Raw genomic sequence first — 9674 nt, forward strand, 5'->3', positions numbered from 1 at the left:
AGCTGGGGGAGCCGGGGGAGCCGGGGGAGCCTGCTGCGGCAGGACGACCGTCTCCTCCGCGTCCGGCGAGATCCGCGGCAGGACGGCGGTCTCGTCGGCCTCGCCGCCACCGTTCCCGGTACCGGTGCCCGGCGTCTCGTCCTTGCGCAGCGAGTGCCTGCGCCCCGCCTCCTGGGCCTCCCGTGCCTCCCGGGACTCCCGCTCCCGGCGGGCCGCCTCCTCCGCCTCGGCGGCCCTGCGGGCCCGCTCGGCGCGGAGCAGGGCCTCCTCGGCCTTGCGCTGCTTCTCCAGCCGGCGCTCCTCGGCCTCGGCCCGCAGCCGGGCCTCCTCCTCGGCCAGACGGCGCCTGCGCTCCTCCTCCTCGCGACGGGCACGCTCCTCGGCCTCGCGGCGAGCGCGTTCCTCCTCCGCCCGGCGGCGGGCCTCCTCGGCGCGCTGCCGGGCCTCCTCTGCCCTGCGCAGCTCCTCGCGGCGCCGGGCTTCCTCCTCCTCGCGCTTCCTGCGCTCCTCCTCCTCGGCGCGCAGCCGCTCCAGACGTTCCTGGCGCTCGCGCTCCAGGCGCTCCTCCTCGGCCTTGCGCGCGGCCTCCTCCTCCGCACGCCTGCGGGCCTCCTCCTCGGCCTTGCGGCGCGCCTCCTCACGGGCGGCGATCTCGGCCTCGGACAGCGGCAGCATCCGGTCCAGCCGGTGCCGCACCACCGTGGTGACGGCCTCGGGCTCCAGCCCCGCGTCCACCACCAGGTAGCGGGTGGGGTCGGCGGCGGCCAGGGCGAGGAAGCCGGAGCGGACCCGCCGGTGGAACTCGGCGGACTCCGACTCCAGCCGGTCGGGCGCCTCGGTGAACCGCTCGCGGGCGGTCTCCGGGGAGATGTCCAGCAGCACGGTCAGATGGGGCACGAGCCCGCCGGTGGCCCAGCGGGAGATCCGGGCGACCTCCGTCGGCGACAGGTCGCGCCCGGCGCCCTGGTAGGCGACGGAGGAGTCGACGTAGCGGTCGGTGATGACGACCGCGCCGCGCTCCAGGGCCGGACGGACGACCGAGTCGACGTGCTCGGCCCGGTCGGCGGCGTAGAGCAGGGCCTCGGCGCGGTGCGACAGGCCGGCGGAGGAGACGTCCAGCAGGATCGAGCGCAGCCGCTTGCCGATCGGGGTCGCGCCCGGCTCGCGGGTGACGACGACCTCGTGGCCCTTGGAGCGGATCCACTCGGCCAGCGCCTCCACCTGCGTGGACTTGCCCGCGCCGTCGCCGCCCTCCAGGGCGATGAAGAAACCGGTGGCCGAGGGGGCCTGGAGCGGTTCGGCGCCGCGTCCGAACGCCTCGCGCAGATCGCGCCGCAGCGGTACGCCCTGCCGGTCGTCGAGGCGGACCAGGACGAGGGCCGCCACCGGCAGCAGCAGCGCGCCGACCAGCATCAGCGTGAAGGCCGCGCCGCCGTGGGCGAAGACGAAGTCGCCGTTGTCGACCCGGTGCGGGCCGATGAGGGCCGCCAGCACGGGCGCGGCGACGGCCGCGAGCGCGACGGCGACGTGCACGGACGCGTGCAGGTGGTCGGTCATCCGGGCGCGGCGGGGCTCCTCGGTCTCCTCGTCCAGAAGGGTGTGCCCGGTGTTCGCGGCGACTCCGGCGGACAGGCCCGCGAGCAGGAGCAGCAGCAGTACGGCGGTGGTGTCGGGGGTCAGCCCGGCCGCGAGCAGGGCCAGGCCCGCCAGTGCGACGGCCAGGGCGAGCAGCCGCCTGCGGGACAGCGCGGGCAGTACGCGCGGGGCCCGGCGCACCCCCGCCGCGGTGCCCGCGGTCAGCGCCAGGACGAACAGTCCGAACAGGACCGGGCCGCCGCCCAGGTCCATGGCGTGCAGCACCGCGAGCGCGGCGGCCGCGGCGACGGCGGCGGCCACGCAGGCGCCGGTCAGGACGAGCAGCGGGGCGGCGCCGGTGCGGCCCCTGTCCACGGCCTTGCGGACGGTCTTGCCGTCGGCGCCCTTCTCCGGCCTGCCGGTGCGGGGGCGGCGCAGGCCCTCCAGCGGGGAGCGGGGACGCGGGGTGCCGCCGCCGGGCAGGTGCAGGAAGTACAGCAGGGCGATCGACGCGGCGAACAGGCCGGCCGCGGCGTACGACGCCAGTGCCGCCTGGTGGGTGGTGAACCACTCGATGCCCGCGCCCAGCAGGTTGCCGACCAGGGTGATGGCGACCAGTCCCGCGGCGGCCGCCGGGATGGCCAGGAAGCCCGTGCGCAGCCACAGGCGGCGCAGCGCGTCGTGGTGGTCCGGCAGGGGGCGCACCGCCGCGCCCTCGGGGGGCGGCGCGGGCAGCAGCGTGGGTGCGGCACTGTCCTTGGCCACACCCCGGACCCGTTCGGCGACCCCGGTGAGGAAGACGGTGACCAGCAGGAAAGCGAACGCCTGGTCGGGGGTCCAGTCGATCCACAGCGGCGCGACGATCATCAGCGCCAGCCGTACGCCGTCCGCACCGATCATGGTCCAGCGGCGGTCGAGCACGCCGCCGGAGTCCGCGATGAGGGAGGAGAGCGGGCCCAGCAGCACCGCGCCGAAGAGCAGGGTGGCCAGCAGCCGGACGGCGAAGACGGCCGCGACGGCGAGCGCCGCGCCGCGGTAGCCGCCGCCCAGGACGGGGGCGCCTCCCATGGCCGGTACGGCGACCGCCGCCTGGAGGACCAGCAGCACCAGGACCAGCAGGGCGAGGGCGTCGCCGACTCCGCCGGCGAGCTGTGCGCCCCACAGCCGGCGCAGGGGGGCATGCCTCAGCAGGGCCCGTACGGCGCGCTCGCGGGAGTCCGCGGCCAGGGCGTCGGAGGTGGGGGACACGACCGGTGGCTGCTCTGCACGCGTCATCCCGTCAGCCTATCGGTCGGGGGAACGGGGGCGGCGGTGCGGCCGGGGAAGCGGCCGGGGAAGCTGTTACGGACGGACACGTGCGGAAGGTTCCCGCACGCGCCGCCCGTATGCCTGCCCGCTCTCGCGGTCCTACTCCGTGTCGGCCGCCGCGGTCTTCCTGGCGGCCGTCTTCTTGGCCGCCGTCTTCTTCGCCGTGGCTTTCTTGGCCGCCGTCTTCTTGGCGGTGGTCTTCTTCGCCGCGGTCTTCTTGGCGGTGGTCTTCTTGGCCGCCGTCTTCCTGGCGGTCTTCTTCGCCGGTCCCTTGGCCCGCTTCTCCGCCAGCAGCTCGTACGCGCGCTCCGGCGTGATCGTCTCCACGTCGTCGTCGCGGCGCAGTGTGGCGTTGGTCTCGCCGTCGGTGACGTACGGGCCGAAGCGGCCGTCCTTGACCACCACCGGGCGCTCGCTGGCCGGGTCGGTGCCCAGTTCCTTCAGCGGCGGCTTGGCCGCGGCCCGGCCGCGCTGCTTGGGCTGGGCGTAGATCGCCAGCGCCTCGTCCAGGGTGATGGTGAAGATCTGCTCCTCGCTCTGGAGCGAGCGGGAGTCGGTCCCCTTCTTCAGGTACGGCCCGTAGCGGCCGTTCTGCGCGGTGATCTCCTGACCGCTGTCGGGGTCGGTGCCGACCACGCGCGGCAGGGAGAGCAGCTTCAGGGCGTCGTCGAGGGTGACGGTGTCCAGGGACATCGACTTCAGCAGCGAGGCCGTGCGCGGCTTGACGGCGTTCTTGCCGGTCTTCGGGGTGCCCTCGGGCAGCACCTCGGTGACGTACGGCCCGTAGCGGCCGTCCTTGGCCACGATGGGGCGGCCCGTCTCCGGGTCGGTGCCCAGCTCGAACTCGCCGCTGGGCTTGGCCAGCAGTTCCCGGGCGTACTCCACCGTCAGCTCGTCCGGCGGGAGGTCGGCGGGCACGTCGGCGCGGCGGCCGGTCTCGCCCTCGGCGGCGGGCGGCTCCTCGACGTAGGGGCCGTAGCGGCCCACCCGCAGCACGATGCCCTCACCGACGGGGAAGGAGGAGACGCCGCGGGCGTCGATCGCTCCGAGGTCGGAGACCAGCTCCTTCAGCCCGCCGAGGTGGTCGCCGTCGCCGTTCCCGGCCGCCGCGGCGGCGGCGCCCTCGGCGCCCGGCTCGTCGGTGCCGAAGTAGAAGCGGCGCAGCCACGGCACGGCCTCGGCCTCGCCGGCGGCGATGCGGTCGAGGTCGTCCTCCATCTTGGCGGTGAAGTCGTAGTCGACCAGGCGGCCGAAGTGCTTCTCCAGCAGGCCGACGACGGCGAAGGAGAGGAAGGAGGGGACGAGCGCGGTGCCCTTCTTGAAGACGTAGCCGCGGTCGAGGATGGTGCTGATGATCGACGCGTAGGTGGAGGGGCGCCCGATCTCGCGCTCCTCCAGCTCCTTGACCAGCGTGGCCTCGGTGTAGCGGGCCGGGGGCTTGGTGGCGTGGCCGTCCGCGGACATCGCGGTGGCGGTCAGCGGGTCGCCCTCCTCGACGCGCGGCAGGCGGCGCTCGCGGTCGTCGAGGTCGGCACCGGGGTCGTCGGCGCCCTCGACGTAGGCCTTGAGGAAGCCGTGGAAGGTGATGACCTTGCCGGAGGCGCTGAACTCGGCGTCCCGGCCGTCCGTACCGCGACCGCCGACCCTGACCGTGACGGACTGCCCGGTGGCGTCCTTCATCTGGGAGGCGACCGTCCGCTTCCAGATCAGCTCGTACAGCCTGAACTGGTCGCCGGTCAGGCCCGTCTCGGCGGGGGTGCGGAAGCGGTCGCCGGAGGGGCGGATCGCCTCGTGGGCCTCCTGCGCGTTCTTGACCTTGCTCGCGTAGGTGCGGGGGCGCTCGGGCAGGTAGTCGGCGCCGTAGAGCTGGGTGACCTGGGCGCGGGCGGCGGCGACGGCGGTGTCGGACAGGGTGGTGGAGTCCGTCCGCATGTAGGTGATGAAGCCGTTCTCGTACAGCTTCTGCGCCACCTGCATGGTCACCTTCGCGCCGAAGCCGAGCTTGCGGCTGGCCTCCTGCTGGAGGGTGGTCGTGCGGAAGGGCGCGTACGGCGAGCGGCGGTACGGCTTGGACTCCACCGAGCGGACGGCGAAGTCGGCGCCCTCCAGGGCGGCGGCCAGCGCGCGGGCGGCGGCCTCGTCCAGGTGCAGGACGCCCCCCTTGTCACCGGAGCCGGAGCCGCCCTTGAGCCGGCCGTCGGGGCCGAAGTCGCGTCCCTGGGCGACACGGCGGCCGTCCACGGCGCTCAGCCGGGCGGTGAGGGAGGCCGGGTCGGCGGCGTCGCCGGAGCGGCCGGTGGCGAAGGTGCCGGTCAGGTCCCAGTACTCGGCGGAGCGGAAGGCGATGCGCTCGCGCTCGCGCTCGACGACCAGGCGGGTGGCGACGGACTGCACACGGCCCGCCGACAGGCGCGGCATGACCTTCTTCCACAGCACCGGGGAGACCTCGTAGCCGTAGAGCCGGTCGAGGATGCGGCGGGTCTCCTGGGCGTCGACCAGGCGCTGGTTCAGCTCGCGGGTGTTGGAGACGGCGGCCCGGATGGCGTCCTTGGTGATCTCGTTGAAGACCATCCGGCGCACCGGGACCTTGGGCCTGAGCACCTCCTGGAGGTGCCAGGCGATGGCCTCGCCCTCGCGATCCTCATCGGTGGCCAGGAACAGTTCGTCGGACTCCGCCAGGAGCTGCTTGAGCTTCTTGACCTGGTCCTTCTTGTCACTGTTGACGACGTACAGCGGCTCGAAGTCGTGGTCGACGTTGACGCCGAGCCGGGCCCAGGACTCGCCCTTGTACTTGGCGGGGACCTCGGCGGCTCCGTTCGGCAGGTCGCGGATGTGCCCGACGCTGGCCTCGACCACGTAGCCAGGACCGAGGTAGCCCTTGATCGTCTTGGCCTTGGCCGGCGACTCGACGATCACGAGTCGGCGCCCGCCGTCTGCGGTCTTGCTGGTCGGGGACAACTTCTTCTCGCTCTTCTCCGGTCGGTGGTCCCGCTTCGTCGGGTCGGTCTGCTCTCGGCGTGTTTCACGCTTCCGTGCGGCTGCGCTCTCGCTGCGGAGTGTGACGGTACCTCCCGCCCCCGTGTCAAACGGGAAAAGTCCGCAACGCCACTCGAACGGTAACCCGATGAGATAACCATCTCCCCGTGTTCGCCGGATCCGCCGTCCGGGCCCCGGCACCGTGCCCGCCGGAGCGCGGCGGTGGGCGGTCGCCCGGGCCCGCGGCCGTCCGGTGGAGCCTTCACCGCTCGGTTACTCGAACGGTAACCCGACGGCCGCCATTCCTGCGCCCCCGCACCGGCTGGCAAGATGTGGCCGTCTGTACGTCCCAGCCACACACCGGGGGAACCTCCCATGTCCGACCCCAGCCAGCAGAACCCGTACGGCCAGCCCCAGCAGCCGCAGAACAACCCCTACGCCCAGCAGCCGGGCCAGCCCGGCCAGCCCGGTCAGCCCGCGTACGGTTACCCGCAGCAGCCGGGCCAGCCCGGGTACGGCTACCCCCAGCAGCCCGGCCAGCCGGAGTACGGCTACCCGCAGCAGACCCCGCCGCCCGCGGCGGGCGGCTACACCGGCGACCCGAACGCCCCGTACGGCTACGACCCCTACGGCCGTCCCTATTCCGACAAGTCCAAGGTCGTGGCGGGCGTCCTCTCGCTCTTCCTGGGCGGCTTCGGCATCGGACGCTTCTACACCGGTCACACCGGCCTGGCCCTCGGCCAGCTGTTCACCTGCGGCGGCTGCGGCATCTGGTCGCTGATCGACGGGATCATGCTGCTCACCCAGGACAGCCCCACCGACGCACAGGGCCGCGTGCTGCGGAGCTGATCGCGGTGAACACGGTGACCGGGAGGACGGAAACGGGAGCGGAAGGGGCCGGGGAAGCGGGCGGGAGCCGGGGCGCCGGAGTGCCGGCCCGGGTCGTGCGCACCCTCCGCACCCATCCCGCCGCGCCGCCGCTGGGCTCGCTCGCGGCCGGACTGGCCGGGGCGGCCTACCTGTGGGGGACCAACCCGCACCAGGCCGGGCAGTGGCTGCCGCGCTGCCCGTTCAACGCGGTGACCGGGCTGCTGTGCCCGGCGTGCGGCGGCACCCGCATGACGTACGACCTGATGCACGGGGACGTCGTCGCGGCCTTCCACGACAACGCCCTGCTGCTGACCCTCGGCATCCCGGCCGCCGCGTACTTCGGCGGGCGCTGGCTGGTGGAGGGGCTGCGCGGGCGCCGCTACCGGCCGAAGCTGGGGAAGGTCGGCACGACGGTGGTGCTGGGGACGGCCGTGGTGTGGGCGGTGGTGCGCAACCTGGTCGGCTGAGCCCGGCCGGCGGCCTCCGCCCGCCGCCCGCGGGGCTCGGATGCCGGACGTTTCCGCAGGTAAGTGACGTGCCGTCGGATCACCGTTCGATCACAACCGCGGGTTCGCCGCAACCCTCACCGGACCTCGGTGGTCTGGGATTCCGCCACGGCACGTCTGGTACATGACATCAGCGGCCGTGGCGTGTCCCCATCTGAAGCACGAAGGAGCCACCCATGGCGTTCCCCGGCACCGCGCCCAACGGCCAGCCGTACTCCGACAAGTCCAAGATCACCGCTGGTCTGCTGCAGATCTTCCTGGGTGGCCTGGGCATCGGCCGTTTCTACACCGGCCACACCGGCATGGCGATCGCCCAGCTGCTGACCTGCGGCGGTCTGGGCTTCTGGTCGCTGATCGACGGAATCCTCTTCCTCACCAGCAACGACCGCACCGACAAGCAGGGCCGCGTCCTGCGCGGCTGACGGCCGACCGGTGACCGGGCGCCGTCAGGGCGCACGCACCCCGGCGGCCCGTGCCTCCCGGCGTCGGGAGGCACGGGCCGCTCCCGCTTTCCAGGGCCAGGGACTCGGGGTCCGGGGCCAGGGGCCAGGGGCCCGGGTCCAGGATCCGGAGCCGGACGGCTCACAGGCGTGTGAACGCCCAGAGCCCGGCGGCCAGGAAGGCCGCACCGAACACCGAGGCGAGCACGGCCGCGGTGACCTGCTCGGCCCCCTCGGCCACCGGCTCGCGCAGCCGTACGCGCACCGAGGTCCACAGCAGCAGTCCGGCGCCGAACAGGGTGAAGGCCGCTCCGGCGAAGACGGCGGGTCCGCTTTCCATGCGGAGCACGGTGGCACCTGCGGGGATCGCGATGGAGAACGCCGGGTGAACGCCGTTCGGACAGCCGGGCGAGCTCTGGCCAAACGTACGGCCCGCCCGTCCCGGCCCGCCTCCTACCCCTCTCCCGCGGGCAGCAGGAAGCCCTGCTCGACCAGGAGGCGGATGGACTCCGGGGTCCGGTCGCGCAGCCCCACCGGGTCCTCGCCGAGAAGCTGGGCGATGGCGTCGACGATGCGGCCGGCCGGAAGCGATCCGTCGCACACGCCGGCGAAGCCCGCACCGACCGTGTCCACCCTCGTCGCGCGCCGCATGCCGCGGTTCTGGCGGAGCACCACGTACTCGGGGTCGTCCGCTCCGGGCCTGCCGATCTGCTCCTGGGCGACCTCGTCGGCCAGTACGAAACGGGTGGCGAGCAGGGCCGCGTCGTCCGCGGCGCGCAGGAAGTCCCGGCGCTCGAAGTGGGCGCGCACCTCCTCGCCGAGCGGCTGCTCCACCGGGTGCGGCCACTCCTCGACGGTGACCGACGGGTTCCGGGCGCCCGACTTGCGCAGGGTGATCCAGCCGAAGCCGACACCGGTGGTGCCGCCGGCCTCGAACTCCTCCAGCCAGGCGTCGTAGTGCGCGGCGTACGCGGCCGGGTCGCCCAGGTGCTCGCCGGCGTCGCGCAGCCACAGCTCGGCGTACTGGGCGGTGTCCTGCACCTCTCGCTGCACGATCCAGGCGTCGCAGCCCTCGGGAACCCAGGAGGCCAACCGCTCGCTCCAGTCACGGCCCTCGATGTGCCGCCAGTTGGCCAGCAGCTGGCAGTAGCCGCCGTCGGCGAGATGGGCGGCGGAGCGCTCGACGAGGGTGCGGCACAGGTCGTCGCCGCCCATGCCGCCGTCGCGGTAGGTCAGACGGGTGCCGTCCGCCGCGCGGGGGGAGATGACGAAGGGCGGGTTGGAGATGATCAGGTCGTAGGGCGCCTCGCCCTCGACCGGCTCGAAGAGGGAGCCCTCGCGCAGATCGGCCTCGGGCGCTCCGGAGAGGGCGAGGGTGAGCCGGGTCAGGCGCAGGGCGCGGGGGTTGAGGTCGGTGGCGGTGACGGAGGCGGCGTGCCGGGAGGCGTGCAGCGCCTGGACGCCGGAGCCGGTCCCCAGGTCCAGGGCGCGGGCCACGGGGGTGCGCACGGTGATGCCCGCCAGGGTCGTCGAGGCGCCGCCGACACCGAGGACGAGCTGCGAGCGGTCGGCCGCGCCCGTACCGGCGCCCTCGGCCGTACGGATGCCGCCGGCCCCGCCGACCGCACAGCCGAGGTCGGAGACGATCCACCAGTTCAGCCCCTCCGGTCCGGCGTACGGGCGGACGTCCACGGTGGCGGAGACGGCCTCGCCGCCACCGCCCGCGTCCGCACCGGCTCCGGTGTGGCGGCGCAGCCAGCCGTCGGTGAGCGCCTCGTCGGCCGGGAGCGCCGAGCGGGCCCGCTCGTAGGGCACCGGACGCTGGAGCAGGAACAGCCGCACCAGCGTCTCCAGCCGGCCGCCGCCGCGCGTGGCGCGCAGCGCGGGGACGGTCTCGTTGCGGGCCAGGGCCGCGTAGGCGGGGGCGCCGAGCAGTTCCAGCAGCCCGTCGGGGGTGAAGCCGGCGGCGAGGAAGGCGTCGCGCAGCCGGGGGAGGGCG

The 9674-nt window shown here is 74.2% G+C and carries 7 protein-coding genes; 3 read left to right on the top strand and 4 right to left on the bottom strand.

All coding sequences use genetic code 11. The annotated features are described in order from the left end of the window. Window positions 1–2850: dTMP kinase (gene tmk / locus L7D48_RS20705; RefSeq protein ID WP_237881239.1), on the bottom strand; the 2850-nt coding region annotated here is incomplete at its 3' end. Between the two features lie 132 nt (window positions 2851–2982). Then, window positions 2983–5841, bottom strand: coding sequence for a type I DNA topoisomerase (gene topA / locus L7D48_RS20710; RefSeq protein ID WP_237881241.1), 2859 nt, complete (start codon window positions 5839–5841; stop codon window positions 2983–2985). Window positions 5842–6234: 393 nt separating this feature from the next. Here topA and L7D48_RS20715 point away from each other — a divergent pair, with 393 nt between their 5' ends. The 3 genes from L7D48_RS20715 to L7D48_RS20725 all read left to right on the top strand — a co-directional run bounded on the left by L7D48_RS20715 (window position 6235) and on the right by L7D48_RS20725 (window position 7657). Next, window positions 6235–6708, top strand: coding sequence for a TM2 domain-containing protein (locus tag L7D48_RS20715; protein ID WP_237881243.1), 474 nt, complete (start codon window positions 6235–6237; stop codon window positions 6706–6708). Between the two features lie 95 nt (window positions 6709–6803). Continuing rightward, complete coding sequence (locus tag L7D48_RS20720) at window positions 6804–7196, top strand: DUF2752 domain-containing protein (protein ID WP_237881244.1); 393 nt, start codon at window positions 6804–6806, stop codon at window positions 7194–7196. Between the two features lie 215 nt (window positions 7197–7411). Further along, the gene (locus L7D48_RS20725; RefSeq protein ID WP_237881246.1) at window positions 7412–7657 is read left to right on the top strand and encodes a TM2 domain-containing protein; all 246 of its coding nucleotides are present in this window, start codon (window positions 7412–7414) and stop codon (window positions 7655–7657) included. 160 nt (window positions 7658–7817) lie between these two features. Here the strand turns inward: L7D48_RS20725 and L7D48_RS20730 are convergent, their stop codons facing one another. Together L7D48_RS20730 and L7D48_RS20735 are read right to left on the bottom strand one after the other, a co-directional pair. After that, on the bottom strand, window positions 7818–8015 hold the full coding sequence (locus tag L7D48_RS20730) for a hypothetical protein (RefSeq protein ID WP_237881248.1): 198 nt from the start codon (window positions 8013–8015) through the stop codon (window positions 7818–7820). A gap of 113 nt (window positions 8016–8128) precedes the next feature. Further along, entirely contained in the window at window positions 8129–9661 is a 1533-nt protein-coding gene (locus L7D48_RS20735; protein ID WP_237881250.1) for a methyltransferase, read from the bottom strand. Window positions 9662–9674 lie beyond the last annotated feature (13 nt).

This window comes from Streptomyces sp. ICN903 (assembly GCF_022015835.1).
GTDB classification, from domain to species: domain Bacteria; phylum Actinomycetota; class Actinomycetes; order Streptomycetales; family Streptomycetaceae; genus Streptomyces; species Streptomyces fenghuangensis.